This is a genomic window from Burkholderia sp. USMB20 (assembly GCF_000949135.2).
Lineage (GTDB): Bacteria > Pseudomonadota > Gammaproteobacteria > Burkholderiales > Burkholderiaceae > Burkholderia.
The window spans coordinates 12,616-30,984 of sequence record NZ_JTAN02000018.1 but is presented as its reverse complement, the minus strand read 5'-3'; the positions used below and the strand labels follow the sequence as shown (position 1 = coordinate 30,984).

18 protein-coding genes are annotated in these 18,369 nt (G+C 64.6%); 13 read left to right on the top strand and 5 right to left on the bottom strand.

From position 1 onward, the window contains the following. Window positions 1-48: 48 nt before the first annotated feature. Window positions 49-459, top strand: coding sequence for a transposase (locus PL79_RS22395; protein ID WP_044846022.1), 411 nt, complete (start codon window positions 49-51; stop codon window positions 457-459). A gap of 103 nt (window positions 460-562) precedes the next feature. On the opposite strand, the gene PL79_RS22390 is transcribed toward PL79_RS22395, so the two are convergent. The 5 genes from PL79_RS22390 to PL79_RS22375 form a co-directional block, all read right to left on the bottom strand. Continuing rightward, window positions 563-1,024, bottom strand: coding sequence for a DUF2147 domain-containing protein (locus PL79_RS22390; RefSeq protein WP_044846021.1), 462 nt, complete (start codon window positions 1,022-1,024; stop codon window positions 563-565). Between the two features lie 166 nt (window positions 1,025-1,190). Next, window positions 1,191-2,876, bottom strand: coding sequence for a ShlB/FhaC/HecB family hemolysin secretion/activation protein (locus PL79_RS22385; protein ID WP_044846020.1), 1,686 nt, complete (start codon window positions 2,874-2,876; stop codon window positions 1,191-1,193). A 140-nt stretch (window positions 2,877-3,016) separates the two neighbouring features. Next, on the bottom strand, window positions 3,017-4,366 hold the full coding sequence (locus PL79_RS22380; protein ID WP_044846019.1) for a collagen-like triple helix repeat-containing protein: 1,350 nt from the start codon (window positions 4,364-4,366) through the stop codon (window positions 3,017-3,019). A gap of 40 nt (window positions 4,367-4,406) precedes the next feature. Continuing rightward, entirely contained in the window at window positions 4,407-4,550 is a 144-nt protein-coding gene (locus PL79_RS37225; RefSeq protein WP_442861568.1) for a hypothetical protein, read from the bottom strand. Between the two features lie 8 nt (window positions 4,551-4,558). After that, window positions 4,559-6,085: a collagen-like triple helix repeat-containing protein gene (locus tag PL79_RS22375; RefSeq protein WP_442861567.1), complete on the bottom strand. Its 1,527-nt coding sequence runs from the start codon at window positions 6,083-6,085 to the stop codon at window positions 4,559-4,561. 668 nt (window positions 6,086-6,753) lie between these two features. Here PL79_RS22375 and PL79_RS22365 point away from each other — a divergent pair. The 12 genes from PL79_RS22365 to PL79_RS22310 all read left to right on the top strand — a co-directional run bounded on the left by PL79_RS22365 (window position 6,754) and on the right by PL79_RS22310 (window position 18,361). Then, a complete protein-coding gene (locus PL79_RS22365; RefSeq protein WP_044846017.1) occupies window positions 6,754-6,942 on the top strand; it encodes a Flp family type IVb pilin in 189 nt (62 codons plus the stop codon). A gap of 79 nt (window positions 6,943-7,021) precedes the next feature. Next, entirely contained in the window at window positions 7,022-7,519 is a 498-nt protein-coding gene (locus PL79_RS22360; RefSeq protein WP_082088584.1) for an A24 family peptidase, read from the top strand. Further along, the gene (locus tag PL79_RS22355; protein WP_044846016.1) at window positions 7,519-8,022 is read left to right on the top strand and encodes a TadE/TadG family type IV pilus assembly protein; all 504 of its coding nucleotides are present in this window, start codon (window positions 7,519-7,521) and stop codon (window positions 8,020-8,022) included. Before PL79_RS22360 ends, PL79_RS22355 begins: the two co-directional genes overlap by 1 nt. A gap of 75 nt (window positions 8,023-8,097) precedes the next feature. Beyond that, the gene (cpaB, locus tag PL79_RS22350; protein WP_044846015.1) at window positions 8,098-9,036 is read left to right on the top strand and encodes a Flp pilus assembly protein CpaB; all 939 of its coding nucleotides are present in this window, start codon (window positions 8,098-8,100) and stop codon (window positions 9,034-9,036) included. A gap of 64 nt (window positions 9,037-9,100) precedes the next feature. Beyond that, window positions 9,101-10,432 (top strand): type II and III secretion system protein family protein, encoded by a 1,332-nt coding sequence (locus tag PL79_RS22345; RefSeq protein ID WP_044846014.1) that lies wholly within the window; start codon window positions 9,101-9,103, stop codon window positions 10,430-10,432. A 60-nt stretch (window positions 10,433-10,492) separates the two neighbouring features. Beyond that, window positions 10,493-11,767 (top strand): fimbrial protein, encoded by a 1,275-nt coding sequence (locus tag PL79_RS22340; protein ID WP_044846135.1) that lies wholly within the window; start codon window positions 10,493-10,495, stop codon window positions 11,765-11,767. 3 nt (window positions 11,768-11,770) lie between these two features. After that, the gene (locus PL79_RS22335) at window positions 11,771-13,126 is read left to right on the top strand and encodes a CpaF family protein (protein ID WP_044846013.1); all 1,356 of its coding nucleotides are present in this window, start codon (window positions 11,771-11,773) and stop codon (window positions 13,124-13,126) included. Beyond that, window positions 13,119-14,111 (top strand): type II secretion system F family protein, encoded by a 993-nt coding sequence (locus tag PL79_RS22330; RefSeq protein ID WP_044846012.1) that lies wholly within the window; start codon window positions 13,119-13,121, stop codon window positions 14,109-14,111. Before PL79_RS22335 ends, PL79_RS22330 begins: the two co-directional genes overlap by 8 nt. 4 nt (window positions 14,112-14,115) lie before the next feature. Further along, window positions 14,116-15,108: a type II secretion system F family protein gene (locus PL79_RS22325; protein ID WP_044846011.1), complete on the top strand. Its 993-nt coding sequence runs from the start codon at window positions 14,116-14,118 to the stop codon at window positions 15,106-15,108. 18 nt (window positions 15,109-15,126) lie between these two features. Further along, on the top strand, window positions 15,127-15,969 hold the full coding sequence (locus PL79_RS22320) for a pilus assembly protein (protein WP_044846010.1): 843 nt from the start codon (window positions 15,127-15,129) through the stop codon (window positions 15,967-15,969). Window positions 15,970-15,989: 20 nt separating this feature from the next. Beyond that, the gene (locus PL79_RS22315) at window positions 15,990-16,319 is read left to right on the top strand and encodes a DUF3613 domain-containing protein (RefSeq protein WP_044846009.1); all 330 of its coding nucleotides are present in this window, start codon (window positions 15,990-15,992) and stop codon (window positions 16,317-16,319) included. 5 nt (window positions 16,320-16,324) lie between these two features. Then, complete coding sequence (locus tag PL79_RS22310; protein WP_082088583.1) at window positions 16,325-18,361, top strand: pilus assembly protein TadG-related protein; 2,037 nt, start codon at window positions 16,325-16,327, stop codon at window positions 18,359-18,361. The last annotated feature ends 8 nt before the right edge of the window (window positions 18,362-18,369 follow it).

Genomic DNA, 18,369 nt, shown 5'->3' with positions numbered 1-18,369 from the left:
AGGTCAGCCGATATCGTTGCGTCATGGTTCCCAAGGCTGGAGATATCCATGACACCGTATCGCGATCTGACCGACCATGAGTGGCGCTGCGTCGCGCCGTTTTTGCCCGAAATGCAGCCGCGCACCGAGTTGCGCGGCCGACCATTGGCCAACACACGCGCCGTCCTGAACGGCGTGCTGTGGATCATCTATAGCGGCGCGACCTGGTCCGCGATGCCGCGTCGTTACCCTTCGTACCAAACCTGCCACCGCCGTTTCAAGGTCTGGCACGAGACCGGCACGCTGCGGCAGGTGATGCACGCATTGTATGGCGACGCAGGCGCGAATCTGTGCGACCAGCTGGCCACGCGGATGCGCAAGCACGCGCAATCGAAGGCGGCGGCGGTACGCAGTGCCGTGGCGCCGGTTTATCGCACGCCGCGCAGCTACACGGCGGATGCGCTGAAGCGCGCAGCGTGATGTCGATCGGTTTCATGCACGTCGGCGTCAAAACAAAATCGGCCTGACGACGTCGTCGCAGGCCGATTTTTTTATCGCGTCGCGCGTGTCGACGCGCGTTGCGTCATTGTGCGCGAACCCAGGTCTGCGACCGGCCGAGCAGCGATACGCCGATATAGCCGCGCACGACGAGCTTCTGGCCGCCGTCTTCGAGCGACATCTTGCACTTGTAGACCTTGCCGTTCTCCGGGTCGAGAATGTTGCCGCCGTCCCAGTGATCGCCGTCCTTCTTCATCGCCTTGATGATCGTCATGCCCTTGATGAGCTGATCCTTGCGCTCGTCCGTGCATGCGGTGCAGCGGCGATCGGGCGTGTCATTGGCGCCGAGGCCCTTGACGACCTTGCCCGACAGCGAGCCTTCGCCGTCGTCGGCGATCTGCACGAGCGCCTTCGGCTGATGCGTGTTGTCGTCGATCGTCTGCCACATCCCGACGGGGCTGTCGGCCTGGGCGAAGGTGGGGGCGGCGCAAGCGAGCAGGGCACTCGCGATGGCCAGTGCGCGCAACGGGCGGGTCAGTTGAATCATCGTCTTCCTCCTTGTTTCATGTCGTGTTCGATGCGCCCGCACGACCGTCTGCATGGGACGGTGGCATGTTGCGAGCTTTGCCAGAATACGTGAAACCGCACGCTGCGTTTGATAGAGGGGGTTCTAATCCAAACGGCCCGCGAGACGCAGGCTGTCTGGTGACCGATCAGTTGAGCTGATACGAGAACGCGGCATTCACGCGCGGGCTGCGCGATGCGCTTTCAACCGGTGCATCGCCGACCGGCTTCGCGATATTCAGATCGAGACTGTAGTAGCGGCTGTCGGTAAACCGCACGCCGATACCGACCGACGACAGGCGGCTCGGCGACGGCGTGCCGGTATGCAGGTACACGCGCGCCATGTCGTACGCGATGTACGGCGTGATCGATTTCATGTACGTCCAGCCCGGCGTGAATCCGCGGTTGACCTCCAGCGACATCCCCCAGCCCGAGTCGCCCGACGTTTCGCCGGGCTGGTAGCCGAGCGCATAGCGCGTCGAACCGAACGAGATCTGCTCCGACGTCGGCAGCGAGTCGGGGCTGTACTGGCCGGTCAGCGAGACCGACGTGCCGATCTTGAACGGCCATTCATTGGTTTGCGTGAAGGTCGCGCCGGTGCGCACGAACGTCAGCGAGATCGGGCTGTCCACCGACGTCGTGTTCGAGCCGATCGTGATGTCCTGCGATTTCGACGCGCCGAGAATGTTGAAGCCCTTCGCGACGTTCACGCTCAGCTTCTGTACCTGCTTGGCCGATACGCTCGTATAGTCGAGCTGCATCTGCAGCACGCGGACCTGCGAGCGTGTATCGATGCTGTTGCCGCTGATCTTGTTCTGGTAGCGGTCTTCGTTGTGCGACGCATAGCCCGACACGGTGCCGAGCAGGCTGCGCTGGTTGTTCAGCAGCAACGGATAGGATGCCGAAAGACCGAGCTTCTCGTTCTTGACGGTGCGCTCGACGGTCGACGGCAGGCCCGGGTTGTCGGTCGGCTTGCCGCGATACGTGCTGGCGTCGAGGCGCGTGACCAGGCCGCTGCTGCCGACCGGCACGGCGCCGCTGAATGCGACGTAGGTCTGCTTGTCGCGTCCGGGCGGCACCAGCGCGGAAATGCTCAATTGCTCGCCGAACGACGTGAGGCCGTTCTCCGTTGCGGTGATGAGCCCCTGCACGCCCGGGTGATTGAAATCGATGCCGGTGCTGATGTTGAATGCCTTGCGGTCGACGGCCAGTTCGAGCGTCGTTGCGCCGTCGGTCGTCTGCGGCGGTGGCACGTTGGCCTTCACCGACACGCCGGGCAGGAGGCCGAACGTGTTCACGTAGCGTTCGAACGTCGCGCGGCGCAGCGGGCGATCGGCCGTGATGTGCGCGGCGATCGCGCGGATCTTCGATTCCATCGCGCCGGGCTTGCCGGTCACCTTGACGTCCGACACATAGCCTTCGACGACCGTGACGCGCACGACGCCGTTCTCGAACGTCTGCGCGGGAATGAACGCGAACGACAGCGCATAGCCGCGATCCTGGTACAGCTTGGTCACGCCGTTGGCGGTTTCGATCAGCTCGCCGATCGTGATGTCCTTGCCGACGAGGGGCGTGAAGCGACGCGAGATTTCGTCGAACGGCACCGACTTCACGCCTTCCACCTGGAACGTCGTCGGCGTCAGGTGCCGCGACAGCAGTTCCTGCAGTTGCGGTGCCTGCGGCGCGACCTGCACGGTGACGCTCGGGCCTTTCTGCGGTGCGTTGATCTGGGGGAGGGAATCAAGCGGGTTACCAGCCGCGCGCGTTTGTGCATGTGCCGTGCCTGCTGCCGCGATAGCGAGCAGCATCATCCATCTGTCGAGTCTGGATTTCATTGTTTCTTCCTCGTAGGCCTTGCTTTCGTCTTCTTTCTAATGCGGGCGCGGACACCAGGGTGTCGCGCCCGCGTGCCGCATTGCCGGTTGTATTGGTACGGCCGCGCCTCGTGCTCCGCTGCAAGGCGCGATCGTCCTCCTTACTTGCCGACGCTACCCAGCGTGCCCAGCAGCCCCGTGACCGGTGCCAGCAGACCCGTCGAACTGCCCGACGATGCCGCACCCGTCACGCTGCCGACCAGCGACGTGACTGGTGCGAGCGGGCTCGACGAACCCCCGGTTCCCGCTGCACCGCCGACTGTTCCGGTGACAGTATTCAGCAAACCGGTGACGGGCGCGAGAGGGTTTGCCCCGCCTGCACCACCCGTTGCGCCGCCCAGCGTGCCCGTGACCGTCGACACGAGGCCCGTGACGGGCGCGAGCGGATTGCTGCCCGAGCTGCCCGTTGCGCCGCCGACCGCACCCGTGAGCGAACCGAGCGGCGTCGAACCGAGGCCGGACAGCAGGCCGCCGAGCGGGTTCGTCGAGCCGGAACCCGACGACGTGCCGTTCTGGACCGTAGCCGTCGAGCCGCCGACGAGGCTGGTGAGCAGGCCGGGGATCGGTGCCGCGCCGTTCGGACCGTTCGGGTTCACGAGGCCGCCCGCGTTGGTCACGGTGTTGCCGACCGCGGTGACGAGCTGGCCGACGTCGCCGACGAGCGGCTGGTTAGACGTGCTTGCGACCTTCGTGCCCGCCGAGCTGATTGCACCGCCGACCTGACCGAGCAGGCCCGACACGGGCTGCCCGAGGCCGGTGGTCGTGCCGACCTGTTGCGTGACCTGGCCTGCGGTGATCACCAGCGGCGTGATCGCCGAGCTGAGCGGTTGCGTAACCTGCTGCACGGCACCCGACGACAGCGTCGAACCGATCGTCGTGCCGGCTGCCGAGAGGCCGTTGGCAACCGTGTCGAGCACGGTTCCGACCGGCGTCGTGACAGGGGCGAGCGGCGCGAGCTGACCCGTGCCGAGCGCCTTGACCGTCGAACTCAGCCCGGACACGGTGTTGCTCGTCGCGCCCACGACGTTCCCGAGGCCGGCGACCGTCGTGCCGACGGGATCCTTGATCGAGCCGGTCTGTCCCAGCCCGTTGCTCAACGCATCGGCAGCCGCGTTGATGATCGTGCCGGTGCTCGAGACGGTGCTGCCGACACCCTTCGTCACGCCGTCGCCGAGGCCGGGCACGCTGATGTTGCCGACCGTGCTGCCGAGGTCGGTTGCCGTCTGGCCGATCGTGCTGACAGCGCCCTTGGTGCCGGTGGACGAGCCGCTGGTGCCGCTCGTACCACTGGTGCCGCTCGTGCCGCTGCTGCTGCCGGCATTGCTGCTCGTCGGCGGCGTGCTGACGCTGTTGCCGCCGCAGGCGGCCAGCAGGCACGCTGCGGCGAAAGCGGTGAGGGGCGCGCGCCATTGGCGCAGGGCGGCCGTCGTGATGGAACGTTGCTGGGACATGATGGACTCCTCGCTGTCTTGTCGATGAATGGATGTTCGATTACTTGCCGTGCGTGCCGCCGAGCAGGCCGCCGAGCAGCGACGTGACAGGCGCGAGCGGGTTCGAGCCCGAGCCCGAATTCGTGACCGTGCCGGTGCTGCCGCTCAGTGCCGGGGCACCGACCGTGCTGGTGACCGCGGACACGACGCCCGTCACGGGAGCGAGCGGGTGCTGCCGCCCGCGCCGCCCGTTGCGCCGCCGAGCGCGCCGGTGACGGTGGAGACGAGGCCGGTGACCGGAGCGAGCGGACCGCCGCTCGTGCCGCCCGTTGCGCCGCCGAGCGCGCCGGTGACGGTGGAGACGAGGCCGGTGACCGGAGCGAGCGGACCGCCGCTCGTGCCACCCGTTGGCGCCGCGAGTGCACCGGTGACGGTGGAGACGAGGCCGGTGACTGGAGCGAGCGGGCGCCCGCTCGTACCGCCGGCTGCGCCGCCGAGTGCGCCGGTGACGGTGGAGACGAGGCCGGTGACCGGAGCGAGCGGGCCGCCGCTCGTACCGCCGGCTGCGCCACCGAGTGTGCCGGTGACGGTGGAGACGAGGCCGGTGACCGGAGCGAGCGGGCCGCCGCTCGTACCGCCCGTTGCGCCGCCGAGCGTGCCGGTGACGGTCGTGAGCAGGCCCGTGAGCGGCGCGAGCGGGTTGGTCGCGCCGCCGGTGGCGCCCGTGAGCAGGCCGCCGACGGCCTTCACGGTATTGCCGGTCGACGAGACAGTGCTGCCGAGGCCGGTCGTGACGGGATTGCCGCCCGTCGACGCAATCACCGCGCCGGCCTGGTTCAGGCCGTTGCCGATCGTGCCGAGCAGCGTGTTGACAGGGGCGCCGAGGCCGGTGGCCGTCCCGATCGTCTGCGTCGTCTGACCGACCATCGTCGTGATCGGCGTGATCGCCGAGCTGACCGTCTGCGTGACCTGCTGGATCGGGCCGGTCGACAGCACGTTGGACAGCGTGGTGCCGCCGTTCGAAACCGCGTTGCCGACCTGCGTCACGAGGCCGCCGACGGCGCCGGTGACGGGAGCGAGTGGCGACAACGGGCCGCTGCCGAGGCTCGTGACCAGGTTGCCGGTCTGCGTGACTGCGCCGCCGAGCTGGTTCACCACGCCGCCGGTGCTGGCGACCGTGACGCCGACCGGGTCTTTCGTTGCGCCGAGCTGGCCGAGGCCGTTGCCGAGGCCATTGCCGAGTGCAGTGACCGCGCCGCCGACGTTCTGGATGATGCCGCCCGCCGCTTGCGTCGTGGCCGGGTTGACGCCGGGCAACGACTGGCCGGCGACGACGCCGCCGAGGTTTGACACGGTGCCACCGAGATTGGTGACGAGATTGCTGCCGCTTGCGAGGACCTGACCCACTGCGTTCGACGACACACCGGAGGTGCCGCTCGTTCCGCTGGACGTTCCGCTCGTCGTGCCGCTGGTGCTGCCGCTCGTCGAGCCGCTCGTGCTGCCACTGGTCGAGCCACTGGTGCCGCCCGACGTGCTGCCGCTCGTCGAACCGGACGTGCCGCCCGAGGTGCCGCCACCCGACGTCGAGACGGAGTCGCCACCGCCCGAGCTGGAGCCGCCGCTGAGCCCCTTGCTGATGGAACCGGAGCCGCCGCACGCGGAGAGGGAAAGCATGGCTGCCACGGTGGCCGCGATCATAGTCGTCCGGAGCGTGCCATGAGGGATAACCTTAATGTCCATTTCGTCCTCGCATTGAAGCTGATGTTGTGTTGAGTGATGCGGGGATTACTCTGCAACTGTCGTGCCATTTCGATGGCCGACGGTTCGACGATTGGTTTTAAACGGGGCAATTCCTTGTCGGAAAAGGGATTTAGGCAAACTGAAAGATTGTTGAATCTGTTTAAGAACGGTCGAATGAGAACGGTTTCGGCCGTTTCGTAACGTAACGTCACAACATTGGCGTTACGCGTGCGGCGTAACGTGGGCGGGCGTGCAGGCCTGGCGGGCGCTCCGGCTGTTTTACTGGTGGATTAGGTGTGCACATCTAACCTATCGTAAGTCCTATGTGTAAGTCGTACCGAAACGCCGTACAAATACGGCTGTGCTCCCGGAAAGTTTTTTCGATCCGGTCTTAAAAGAGGTTGGAAGTTAAATACGATCGGATATAGAATCCGGAGCAGGTGTAAGGAAATGTACAGCTCGGTACACGACGTTCGAGGAGGGTCACTATCGCGAATGTTAACTTGCATCAAATTGTGATACATACCCCTCGGGGTGACATATAAAGAAAGCGCATCCGGTTGTCGTTACTTAGTTGTAGCGAACGACGCGGGGCAAGGGCCAGATATACGGGAACTACAACGTATAAAAGGCCAAAAAACGTACATACAGGCACGAGGAATTAAAAAATGAAAGCACTCATCAAGCGCTTCCTCAAGGAAGAAGACGGGGTTACCGCGATCGAGTATGGGCTGATTGCGGGTCTGATTGCGGTGGCAATCATCGCGAGCGTTTCGACGATCGGTTCGAATCTTGGAACCATGTTCTCCACTATCTCCAGTTGCGTGACAACGCCTGCTACCTGTAAGGCCAGTTGATCTCCGTGTTCCGCCGGGGCGGCGGGCGAGCGCACTGCAGTCAGTTCGCTCTTCGTCCGGCGGACAGTCGGTTGTTGTCATGGCGCATCTTTTGTGCGGCGGGATCTTCCTCGCTTGGGCGACGCTTGTCGGAACCGCTGATATTCGGTGTCGGCGTATTCCGAATTCACTCGTTATTGCGGGTTTGGCAGGCGCATTGGTCGGCGCGGTCATCGGTGGAAATCCGTTCGGGGTTACGGCGCTTCAGTCACTGGCCGGTGCGTCGGTGGGCGTTGTCTGCTTTTCTCCCCTCTTCGCGTTACGTGTAATGGGTGCTGCAGACGTCAAGGTATTCGGCGTGCTTGGTGCGTGGTGTGGCGTGCAGGCGTTGCCGTGGTTCTGGATTATCGCGAGCATCGCTGCGGGTCTCCACGCGCTCTGGCTAATGGTGCTGTCACGGACTTCGATTGCCATGCTGTGCAAACGGAGTACGCCAGCGATGGCACTCGGTGGCCGTCGAGCGACGCCTTATGCAGCGTTTCTTGTGATACCCGCTGCTGTGTGGCTTCTGCATTTTATGCATGTGAGGGGAGTGTGATGGCTCGGTGGGCGCAAGCGCGCCAGTCGCCCGCGTGGCGGCGGCAACGGGGAGTGGCAGCGATCGAGTTCGCATTCGTATTTCCGTTGTTCTTCTTGATCTTTTACGCGATCGTTACGTTCGGGATGGTTTTTATCATCCAGCAAAGCCTGACATTCGCGGCATCCGAAGGCGCGCGCGCTGCGTTGAACTACACGTCGGCGCCGTGCGACCGCCTGCAGGTCAATGCGCGAAACGCCGTGACGCAAGCGTTGGGCGGCGCACCGTGGTCGAAGAACGTCAGTTTCGCCGCGCAGGTGTCCACTTCGGTACCGTCGCCCACGTCGACGCCCGGCGTGACCTGCGGCGGGACATTCACATCGACGTCCACCGCCGCATTCAACGTGATGGTGACAACGACCTATTCATACGCGGCGAATCCGCTGATCCCGTGGATATTCCTGTTCACTGCGCCGCAGCTGCAGAGTAGTGCGACCGTGCAAGTTCAGCCAAGCATGCTCTGAATCGCAATCCTATTTAATCGAGTCGCCCGATCGTCATCACGCTCCTGAACCTGGTTCCGGCATTCCCATATCAACATGGCCAACAATCTGACAAAAATCATCGCGGGGTTGCTGATTGCGATCGCTGTTCTGCTTGGAATCTACGCTTGGATGCTTGGACGCAGTACGCCTAGTCCCATCCCCGTGCAACAGGCTGTCGCTGCGAGCCCGGTGTCAGTGGTTATCGCGACGCGCGCGCTGCCGATGGGGCAGCCGATTGCCGCCGATGCGTTGAAGGTTCAACCAGTTGCTCCTGCGCCGGCAGGTGCGTTTTCCGATCCGGCCGCCCTGGTCGGTCGCGTTCCGGTGAGAGACATCCCGGCGTCGGCACCGGTTGTGGCGGACGCACTGGTGTCGGGGCTTGCCGAGGACGTGCAGCCGGGCGAGCGCGCGATTGCGGTTCGTGTCGACGAGACCAATGCGGTCGGCAATCGCCTGCGGCCCGGCAACTTCGTCGACGTCTTCGTGAACCTGAAGCGTGAGGCGGGCAGCGGGATGCTCGACGGCGAAGTCTCGCAGACACAAGCGCGGCTCCTGATGTCGAAGGTGCGCGTGCTGTCGTTCGGCGACGCGACGCCGGAGCGCGACAGCGGCAGCAACACGAACGGCAATAACGGCCAGCCGAGCAATACGCGCATCGCGGTGCTCGCGGTGCCGACGGCGCAGGTCGATGCACTCACGCTCGGCGAGGCGAGCGGTCGGCTGACGCTCGCACTGCGCAATCCGCGCGACGACGAGCTTGCGATGCAGACGGTGGCGGTGCGTACGGACAACAAGTTGTCGCCCTCGGCGCTTGCCGCGGTCGGCGTATCGCTGCAACAGCTGTCCGGTACGTCGAGGACTGCGGTGGCCAACGTAAATGTGCCGCCGCTGCCATCGCGCTTGCCGCCGGCAGGGCGATCCGTCGGAGGCGGTAGCGGCGGCGGCGGCATCGAGCTGATCCGCGGCGGCCGCTCGGAAACGGTTGCATATTGAACAACATCGGTGGCCATCGATATCTGCGACGACAAGTAAAGGCCGTGCGACGGCCCAACAAACAATGAAAAACATACTGACTGCATTCGCGATTGCTCTCTGGACCTTGACATTCGCATCCACTGCAAGCGCGAGCGGCACGATTGAACTCGCGGTCGGCGCGCAGCGGCAGATTTCTGCAGGTCGTGCGCTGCAGCGTGTCGCAGTCGGCGATCCCGCGATCGCCGACGTGTTGATCATGAAGGGCAGTCGTACCGGTTCCGTGCTGCTGACCGCGAAAGCGCCGGGTACAACGAACGTGATGTTGTGGGAGCGCGGTCACGACGAGCCGACGGTGTGGAGTGTCGAAGTCGTCGATGCTGCTGCGCAAGCGGTGCTCGACGGTTCGACGCCGCAGGTGAAGGCATACGGCGGGACGTCGGTGCTGCGGGGAACGTCGGCATCGCTTGATGCACACGAACGTGCCGTGGCGGTCGCCAAGAACATGAGCCCGAAGGGCACGGTGATCGATCGTTCGACGCTGGCCGGCAAGAATGTCGTGCAGGTCGACGTGCGGGTGGTGGAATTCAGCCGCTCGGTGCTCAAGCAGGTCGGCTTCAACTTCTTCAAGCAGAGCAACGGCTTTTCGTTCGGCTCGTTTTCGCCGGGCGGCGTGCAGTCGTATAACGGCGCGTCGGGCCCGGGTACGGCCGGGTATATTCCGACGCTCGGCGCACCGGTTGCGTCTGCATTCAACCTGGTCGTGAATGCAGCAGGCCGCGGCATCTTCGCCGACCTGTCGTTGCTCGAAGCGAACAATCTGGCGCGCGTGCTCGCGGAGCCGACGCTCGTCGCGCTGTCCGGCCAGAGCGCCAGCTTCCTCGCGGGCGGCGAGATCCCGGTGCCGTCGCCGCAGGGGCTCGGCTCGACAGCGATCCAGTGGAAACAATACGGTGTGGGACTGTCGCTGACTCCGACGGTGCTGAGCCCAAGCCGGATCGCGCTGAAGGTCGCGCCGGAATCGAGCCAGCTCGATTTCGTGAACAGCGTGACGATCAGCGGTGTCGCCGTGCCGGGCATCACGACGCGCCGCGCCGATACGACGATCGAACTCGGCGACGGCGAGAGCTTCGTGATCGGCGGCCTGATCGACCGCCAGACACTGTCGAACGTGAGCAAGGTGCCGCTGCTCGGTGACCTGCCGATCATCGGTACGTTCTTCAAGAACCTGAACTACCAGCAGAACGACAAGGAATTGCTGATCATCGTGACACCGCATCTCGTCGCACCGATTGCGAAGGGGGCGGTGCTGCCTGCGACGCCCGGCGAATTGTCCGAGCAGCGCGACGGGCCGGTATGGCGATCCTACCTGGGCGGTGCGGCATCGCCGGATGCGGCACCGGGGTTTTCGAAATGAATTTGAGGCATTGCGCGTCGTGGCACACCGCTACGCCTTGCGTAATCGAGGGTGTTCGACATGAATGCACGAACCCAATCGTTGTGTGAACCCGCCGTGACCGACTACTTCGTTTGCGCATCGACAAAGGAAGCGCATGTGCGCTGGCTGGCCGATACGCTGGTGTCGGCCGGTGCGGTCGAGGCCGCGTCGCTGGAGCCGGGCGTGCTTGGTCAGCGCATCACGGGGCTCAACCCGGCCCTCGTGTTCATCGATTTCTCCGAACGTAGCGAAGCAGCGAGCGTCGCTGCGGCCGCGGTACGCGCGGCACATCCGGGGTTGCCGATTGTCGCGCTGGGCTCGCTCGCCCAGCCGGAGAGCACGCTCGCAGCACTGCGCGCGGGCGTGCGCGATTTCATCGACGTGTCGGCGTCGGCCGAGGATGCACTGCGGACGACGCGCGGATTGCTGTCCCACGTCGGCGAGCCGACGAGCCGCCACGGCAAGGTCGTCGCGTTGCTCGGCGCACGTGCCGGCATGGGCGTCAGCACGCTCGCCGCGAACCTCGCGGTCTGGCTGCAAAAGCGCGCGCTCGGGCCCGGTGCGGCTGGCGGCCCGGACGGCGGCGCGCCGGCCGGTCGCCAGACCGCGCTGGTCGATCTCGGGCTGCCGCCCGGTGACGGCGCGCTGTTCCTGAACACGCGCTGCGAATTCCATTTCATCGACGCCGTGCAGAATCTGCGCCGCATCGATCGCACTTTCGTGAACACCGCGCTCACGCGCCACCAAAGCGGCGTCGCGCTGACGACGCTGCCGCCGGACCTCGGCGCGTTGCGCGACGTGTCCTATGCGTCGTGCATCGGTTTGCTGAACCGCTTTCGCGCGTTCTTCGACCAGCAGGTCGTGGATCTGGGCGGGTTTTCGAATCGCGAGTTCGTCACGCAGATCGCCGCAGCGGCCGACGAGGCGTGGCTCGTGTGCGACCAGGGCGTCGCATCGATCGTGTCGGCGGCCGATCTGCTTACCGGACTGCGCGATGCGGGCGTCGATACCGACCGTGTGAAGCTTGTGGTCAACCAGTACGATCCCGCGCTGGACCTGATGCCTGGACAGATCGCGGAGCGTCTTGGCGTCGCGCTGGTCGGCACCTTGCCCGCGCGTCGCGTCGCGATTGGCCACGCAGCGAACCAGGGGCGGCTCGTTGTCGATGCGGCGGAGCGCGATCCTTACGTGCGCGCACTCGAATCCCTCGCGACGCGGTTGCCCGGCGTATCTGGCATGGCGGGCGCGTCGCGCGCGGCGCCCGGCCTGTCCGCACTCAAACGTTTCATTCAACCCTCGTCCAAGCGGTCATAACCGATGGCACACGACATTCAATTCGCCGACGGCGCAGCGCCGTTCTCCCAGACGCAGCAATTCCACGACATCAAGAATGCCGCGCACGAGCATTTGCTGACGCGCATCGAGGAACTGGGCGCCGAGTTCGGCCGATGGTCCCGCCAGGCGATCAATCAGTTCGTCGATCTCGAGATCGACAGCTTCGTGCGCCTGCGCCGCATTCCGCTCAACGAGAACGAGGTGCGTGCGATCGCCGAGGCGCTGACGAAGGAACTCGCGGGCTTCGGGCCGATCGAGGATCTGCTCGCGGATCCGGCGGTCGAGGACATCCTGATCAACGGCTACAACGACGTGTACGTGTCGCGTCACGGGATCCTAGCGAAGCTGCCGGTGCGCTTCACCGACAACGCGCATTTGCTGCGAATCGTGCGCCGGATCCTCGCGCCGATCGGGCGCCGTCTCGATGAATCGAACCCGATGGTCGACGCGCGACTGCCCGACGGCGGCCGCGTGAACGTCGTGATCGAGCCGCTGTCGATCGACGGCCCGATCGTGTCGATCCGGAAATTCCGCAAGGACCCGCTCAAGCCCTCGGACCTGCTCGGTAACGGCACGTACAACGAAGAGATCGGTGCATTGCTCGAGGCGGCGGTCGAGGCCCGCTGCAACGTGCTCGTGTCGGGTGGCACGAGCTCGGGCAAGACGTCGCTGCTCAATGCGCTCGCGTTCCACATTCCGGAGGCCGAGCGTGTCGTGACGATCGAGGATACGGCGGAACTGTCGCTGAACCATCCGCACGTCGTGCGGCTCGAAAGCCGGCCGGGCGGGTTCGACGGTAGTGGCGTCGTGACGATTCGCGATCTGTTGCGCAATACGCTGCGGATGCGTCCGGACCGGATCATCGTCGGCGAAGTGCGCGGCGGTGAAGTGCTCGAAATGCTTCAGGCCATGAACACGGGCCACGACGGCTCGATGGGCACCGTGCACGCGAGTTCGCCGCGCGAGTGCCTGTACCGTCTCGAGATGCTCGCCGGCTTCGCGGGCTTCCAGGGAACCGAATCGAGCCTGCGTCGCCAGATCGCGAACGCGATCGACTTCATCGTGCAGATCGGACGCCTGTCGAATGGGCGCCGCCGGATTCTGTCGATCACCGAGGTGACTGGGCTGTCCGACAACATCATCGCGACGCAGGAGCTGTATCGCTACGAAGCGCGCGTCACGCCGGAGGGCGAGGAAGTCGATCACTGGGAGTCGCTGGGCATTCATCCGCATTCGCCGAAGCTCGCGCGTTTTCGCCAGGCGTTGACGAACAGCGGACTGGGCGGTGGTGGGTTCGGCGGCGGCGGCTTCGGTCGCGGCGGGGGCTTCAATGTATAGCGCGATGATCTGGGTGCTCGCGGTCGCGATGCTGTGCGCGGCATCGGCATTGATGCTGTGGCGACATGCGGAAACCCGGCGTGTGCGTACCGATGCAAAGCGCTTCATCGACAGTCGGCTCGAGCCCGGTGCGCGCGCGGCGGCACCTGCCGCGAAACCGGCGGCATCCGCTGCGTCGCGCTCTGTGTCTTCATCCGGCGGCGTACGCAATGCGTCGTCGGATGCGTTCTGGACGCACTGGTACGGGGTGACGGCGGAATATTTGGCCAACCTCGTGAACCGCGCCGGGATCGAAGGCGCGCGCGGCAAGGCGGTCGGCGCACTGACCGCGCTCGTCGCGATTGCGGCAATCGCGGGCAGTCGCGGCGGCGCGCTCGCATGTTTCGCGGCGCTCGTCTGCGGAAGCGCGATTCTTGGCATCTGGCTCGCCTCGCGAATTCAGCGTCGGCGACTGAAGATCGTCCGGCAGATCCCGTCGTTTCTCGACGGGATCGTGCGACTGGTGACGCTCGGTAACAGCGTGCCGGCCGCATTTCAGGCAGCGCTGCTGACGACCGAGGAGCCGCTGCGGGGGTGTCTCGATCACGTCTCCCGGATGTTGCGCACAGGTGTCGAGATCGATCGCGCGATGCTCCATATCGCGAAGATATACCGGACGCAGGAATTCGAACTGCTCGGCTCGGTGCTGCGGCTGTCGGTCAAGTATGGCGGTCGTGCGGACGTGATGCTCGAACGTATGGCTGTGTTCATGCGCGATCTCGAGCAGGCCGAGCGCGAACTGACGGCGATGTCGGCGGAGACGCGGCTGTCCGCGTTCGTGCTCGTGATGCTGCCGATCGCGATCGGCAGTTTTGTCGTGATGACAAATCCGAAGTATCTGGAAGGCATGTGGATTGATCCGAACGGGCGCACGCTCCTCGTTTTCGCGTTCCTGATGCAGGTTGCCGGGAGCGTGTGGTTGTATCGAATGGCTCGACTCAGGTGATGCGATGACGGCAACTCAGATCGGCTCGATTGCCCTGGCGCTCGGCGCGGTGGGCGTGCTCTTGCTTGGCATGATCGCGTTGCTGCGTGCGAGCGCCACGTCGCGTGCCGAACGCGCGCTGGCCGATGCGCTCGACCAGCGCATGGCAGCACTCGAAGCGGCCAGGCTACGGACCTCGACGGAAGAACGTACAGAAGCGAGACCGGACACGCGTGGCCAGCAGCGCATCGAGCGGATGCTCGCACGATTGTCTGCGGCGGGGCTGCGCTGGCTCGATACCGGATTGGGCAAGCACATCGTCGCGGAAGAGGATCGTCGTCTGCTCGAGCAATGCGGATACGTCGACGCACGCACGCGCGGACTGTTCCTGAGCGCGCGGATCGCTTGCGGGATCGTGTTGCCGCTTGTGTTCGCGATATTGGCCAGTGGGCGAATGAAGGGCGGATACTGGATGATCGGGATGTTCGCCGCACTCGCGCTTGGCTTCATGTTACCGAAGCTTGTCGTGCAACGCCGTGCTGCGGCCCGTCGCCAAAGCGTCGTCGACGAACTACCGCTGTTCGTCGACATGCTGCGCTTGTTGCAGGGCGTCGGACTGTCGCTGGATCAAAGCCTGCAGGTCGTGACGAACGATTTCCGCGGGATGATGCCGGTGCTGTCGTCCGAGGTTGGAATCGCGCAGCGTCAGTTTGCGGCGGGCCGCACGCGCGACCAGTCGATGCAAAGGTTGTCGGGCGGCTTCGACAACGAGGACTTGCGCGCGATTGCCCGCTTGATGGTGCAGGTCGACAAGCATGGCGGCGCGGTACAGGAACCGCTCAAGCAGTTCGGTGACCGACTGCGAGAGACGCGCCGCGCGATGCTGCGCGAGCGCATCGGTCGATTGACCGTGAAGATGACGGGTGTCATGGTCCTGACGCTGTTGCCCGCACTGTTGATCGTGACGGCGGGCCCCGGCTTTCTGGCAGTGATGCATGCGCTGTCGGCGCATCATTGATGGGGGGAAGGAAAGACGATGAAGCGGATCGGCAGGATGGGGACGCAGGCAAGTATGGCGGCAGCGGTGCTGCTGCTCGGCGCTTGCGCGACCAAGGAAAGCGGGTACGGCGTCGGTGCGCAGGTCGAGCGCGCGGCGCTGATTCAGGCGGCCGACCAGAAGCAGGCGGTGCCGGATACGCCCGCGATGTATCTCGGTTTGATCCAGCGGATGCAGGCGCAGGGTCTCTTTTATGCGTCGCTTGCGCACATCGACGCATACGACAAGGCGTACGGCGTGTCACCGGACACGATCCTGCTGCGCGCGGACGCGCTGCGCATGACCGACCAGCCGGCCGCGAGCGCGGCGGCCTATACGCAGTTGCTGAAGACGCCGCTCGCCGCGCGCGGTTATCGCGGGCTCGGGTTGATCGCCGGTGCGGCCGGCGATTTCGGCCAGGCGGTACAGGCATTGACGCAGGCGTCCGAGCTTGCGCCGACCGACGCATCGCTGCTGTCCGATCTCGCCTATGCGAAATTGCGTAACGGCGATGTGGTCGGTGCGCGAGTGCCGCTGATGAAGGCCGCGGAACTGGATCAACGTAATCCGAAGATCGTCAGCAATCTCGCGCTGTATCTCCTAGCGGCCGGGCGCACACAGGACGCGCAGCGGCTGATGAGCCAGCAGCGTCTGGCGGCAGAAATCCGCAAGGACATCACGAGCGATGCCGCAAGGATTGTGGCCGCCGCACGGGCGCAGCAGCGTGCGGTTGCGACGCCGCCGGTCGTATCGCGGCGTGCTGCGAACGCGCCCATTACACCGATGGCAAACAATTTCGGCTATGACCAGACCGTGCCGCTACTGCAACGGTTTGCACAATGAACGACAGGCGGGGGAACGACATGAACAATAAACATTACCGAAACGAGTTTGCGCACCGCATCGTGGTGCTGGGCACGATCATGACGATGGCGATGGGGGCCGTAGCCGCACAGGCGCAAGACGCAACAGCGCCGGCCGCATCCGACGTCGACCATTCGACGAAACAATGGCTCTCGATCCAGCGGGACAACCGCGCTTCGGCACCGGTGCAGCCGATGCTCGGCGACGTCGCGTCGCTGGTCTACCAGCGCTACCTCGATTCGTTCAAGAACAAGATTCCGGAGTCGATGAGCACGCAGCTGGGCAGTTCGTCCGGCGGTATGTCGGGTAGTGGGCAGAGCACGCAGTAAGCAAGATGATGATGCACGCAGATCAAGCGCAGGGGGCTCGTCGGCGCGGTGCTCGCTGGCCGGGGAAGCGACGTCAACGCGGTTCCATCGTGGTCATGGCAGCGCTCTGGGTCACGGTCGCGATCGTCGTGCTCGGGGTCATCGACATCGCGAATCTGTATCTGCAGAAGCGGGATCTGCAGCGGGTCGCGGACCTGGCCGCGTTGGCGGCGGTGCAGCCGATGTCGAGCGATCCGACTGGTTGCCTGAGCGATGCGAAGAACAATGTAACCACGAGCGCGAACATCAACGACAAGGGTTATACGGTTACGCTGATAAGCGCCACGGCAACAGCAAATCCTACGGCGGGAAGGGACCAGATTGCCGTCAGTTGCGGGAGGTGGGATCCGTCGACCGCCTATGTGACGCCGGCGTCGGCCGCGGCGAATGCGGCGCAGGTGACGGCGTACCGGCAGGTGAGCTACTTCTTCCTTGGGCTGCTGAACAAGTTGAGCGGGCGGCAGGTCGTTGTTTCCGCAACGGCTACCGCACGCGCGGCGGCAATCGACACGTTCAGCGTGGGGTCGACGCTCGCGAGCCTGAATTCCTCGTCGTCCGCGATTCTTGACCCGCTGCTCACCGGATTGCTGGGCGCGTCGGCCAACGTCAATGTCGGTCTGGCGAGTTACCAGGCGTTGGCCGGGGCAAACGTTACGCTGGGTCAGTTGGCGAACGTCGCGACACAGCTCGGCACCGCGGGGATGTCGAGTCCAGCCAGCGTCGGGAAGTTGCTCGGTCTCAATCTGACCGTAGCGGATATCCTGAACCTCACCGCCACCGCGGTCGGCAGCAATACCACGGTGGGCACGGTACTCACCGCGCTGAAGAACAGTGTTGGCGCCAACGTCAATGCCAACAAGATCTCTTTGGGAAGTCTCCTTCAATACTCGGGCAGCAATGCGGAAGCGGCCGCGAACGCAAACATCAATGTGCTTCAACTGCTGCTGACGACGGCGGAGGTCGGGGCATACAACAGCGCGCTGACGGTGTCGGTCGGCCAAGGCAACTGCCCCGGCAGTCCGTTTTGCCCGCTCATTTCAGCGGTGTCGTCGCTGGTTCGAGTCAATAGCCTGCAATTGCAGGTGCTGGCACCGCCGTCGATCGGAATTGGCGAGGCCGGACAAGTAAACGGCATCTGGCGCACGCAGGCGTCGCAAGCGGAGATCGGACTCTACGTCGATGTGCAGGCGCTGTCGGATCCGCCTCCACTGGGAATTCCCGGCGTATTGACGCTTCAGCTGACGGGACCGCACTTGCCGCTCTACATCATCCTGGGCGGCCCAGGGCGCGCTTGGCTGGCCAATACGAGTTGCCAATCGACCCCTGCATCGAGCACCGCGACGTTCGGTGCGTTGCCGGGTGTAGCGATGATTTGCGCCGGACAAACAACTGGCGGCAAGCTGAACCTCAATTCACCGAGCTGTGCGTCCACCTCCGGCACGATTCCCGTTGCCAAGTTGTCGGGCGGGGGACTACTCGGCAATTTTTCGCTTCTGCAAGTCGTCCTGTCGGTATCGAATCCCGTCGCGTACGTTGGGAGTAGCGCCAGCACGCCCATCTACAGCGGGCCGCCATTGCCCTCGACCCCTGGCGCGCTGAACGCCAGCCTGTCATTGAGCGGGACGGGGATCGTCTATCAGAACAGTTCGCAATACTCGTTCTGCAATACCAAGCCGAGCAACGGCGCTTGTACGTCGTCCGCGTGGTCTCCCGGGCCCAACTGGACCACGTCGTCGACGGCGACCAACACACTCAACGTACAACTGACCAATCTGTTGAATCTACCGTCGCTTCAGCTGAATGTCTTGGGGCTGGATCTATCGATCCTGACCGTGATTCTTCAGCCGCTGACGGGGCAGCTCATTCCTTTGCTGCTCGGGCTCGTCAATCCGTTGCTCAATACGCTGGTGACACCACTGCTGACGGCATTAGGATTGCAGATCGGACAGCTGACCGTGATTCAACACGGCTTGACTTGCAACGCCCCGCAAATCGTTCATTGAAAGCATCA